The 2,205-nt window shown below is 66.4% G+C and carries 1 protein-coding gene; it reads right to left on the reverse strand.

Translation table 11 applies throughout. The annotated features are described in order from the left end of the window. On the reverse strand, positions 1–2,205 hold a 2,205-nt coding region (locus tag AA309_RS31520; protein WP_047192973.1), incomplete at both ends, for an NADP-dependent malic enzyme.

The following is a 2,205-nucleotide window of genomic DNA, read 5'->3' on the forward strand; positions in this document are numbered from 1 at the left end:
GGCCTGCGCCTCCACGACGGCGATGGCGGTGAGGTTGACGATGCCGCGAGCCGTGACCGAGGGCGTAAGAATGTGCGCAGGCTTGGCCGGTCCGATCAGGATCGGGCCGACGGGAAGAGCATCAGCCAGCATCTTCGTGAACTGGAACGCGATGTTGGCTGAATCCAGGTTCGGCATGATCAGCACGTTCGCCTCGCCTTTGAGGCGCGAGGTGGGATTCACGCGGTCGCGGATCATCTGAGACAGGGCCGAATCCGCCTGCATCTCGCCATCAACCTCGAGATCGGGAGCACGCTCGTTGATGCAGGCCAGGGCCTCGCGCATCTTCACCGCCGAGCGGCTGCCCGATGCCCCGAAATCGGAATGGGACAACAACGCGATCTTCGGCTCGAGACCGAAGCGGCGCACATGGCTCGCGCAGGCAATCGCCATGTCGGCGATTTCCTCCGCACTCGGGTCGAACTGCACATGCGTATCCGCCAGGAAATACGCGCCCTTGGACGTGATCACCAGCGAGAGCGCCGCCATCTCATTCACGCCCGGTGTCAGGCCGATGATGTCCTTGATGTGCTTGAGACGAGACTGGAAGCGCCCTTCGAGACCGCAGATCAGCGCGTCCGCATCGCCGCGCCGCACGGCGAGCGCGCCGATCACCGTCGAGTTGGTGCGCACCAGCGTCTTGGCCGCATCCGGCGTGATGCCCTTGCGGCCCGCCGCCTCGACGTAAGAGGCGACGTAGTCGCGATAGCGCGGATCGTCCTCCGGATTCACCAGCTCGAAGTGCCGGCCGATCTCCATCGAGAGGCCGAAGCGCTTGATGCGCGCCTCGACCACGTTCGGGCGTCCGATCAGGATCGGTTTTGCAATGCCCTCCTCCACGATGACCTGCACGGCGCGCAGCACGCGCTCGTCCTCGCCCTCGGCATAGATCACGCGCTTCGAATTGGCCCTTGCCTGCGAGAAGAGCGGCTTCATGATGAAGCCGGAGCGGAACACGAAGCGGCCGAGGGACTCGGCATAGGCCTCCAGATCCTCCAGCGGGCGCTTGGCGACGCCGGAATCCATGGCGGCCTGCGCCACGGCGGGCGCGATGCGCAGGATCAGGCGCGGATCGAACGGGCTCGGGATCAGGGACTTGCGGCCGAAGGGATGGGCCTCGCCGCCATAGGCGCGCGCCACGACCTCGGAGGGAGCCTCGCGAGCAAGGCTTGCAATCGCCGTCACGGCGGCCGCCTTCATCTCCTCGTTGATGGTGGTGGCGCCGACATCGAGCGCGCCGCGGAAGATGTAGGGGAAGCACAGGACGTTGTTGACCTGGTTCGGATAATCCGAGCGGCCGGTGCAGATCATGGCGTCGGGACGCGCAGCCTCCGCCTCCTCGGGCATGATCTCAGGATACGGATTGGCGAGCGCCAGGATGAGCGGACGCGGCGCCATCTTGGCCACCATCTCGGGTTTGAGCACGCCGCCGGCCGAGAGGCCGAGGAACACGTCCGCATCGGGGATCACGTCGGCGAGCGTGCGCGCATCGGTCTTCTGCGCATAGACCGACTTCCAGCGGTCCATCAGCTCGTTGCGGCCGTCATGGACCACGCCCTCGATATCCGTCACCCAGATGTTCTCGCGCCTGGCGCCGAGCGAGACCAGCAGGTTGAGGCAGGCGAGCGCGGCTGCGCCGGCGCCGGAGGTGACGATCTTCACGTCCTCGATGCGCTTGCCGGCAAGCTCCAGGGCGTTGGTGACGGCGGCGCCCACGATGATGGCGGTGCCGTGCTGGTCGTCGTGGAAGACCGGGATGCCCATGCGGGCCTTCAGCCGTTCCTCCACCTCGAAGCATTCGGGCGCCTTGATGTCTTCCAGGTTGATGCCGCCGAAGGTGGGCTCGAGCGCCGCGATCACCTCGACGAGCTTGTCGACAGTCTTCTCGGCCACCTCGATGTCGAACACGTCGATGCCGGAGAATTTCTTGAACAGGACCGCCTTGCCCTCCATCACGGGCTTGGCGGCGAGCGGGCCGATATCGCCGAGGCCGAGCACGGCGGTGCCGTTGGAGATCACCGCCACGAGGTTCTGGCGGGAGGTGAGCGTGGCGGCCTCGTTCGGATCGGCCGCGATGGCCTCGCAGGGGGCGGCAACCCCCGGGGAATAGGCCAGCGCCAGGTCGCGCTGGTTGCCGAGGGGCTTGGTCGGCTGGATCTCGAGCTT

Source organism: Microvirga vignae (assembly GCF_001017175.1).
GTDB lineage: Bacteria > Pseudomonadota > Alphaproteobacteria > Rhizobiales > Beijerinckiaceae > Microvirga > Microvirga vignae.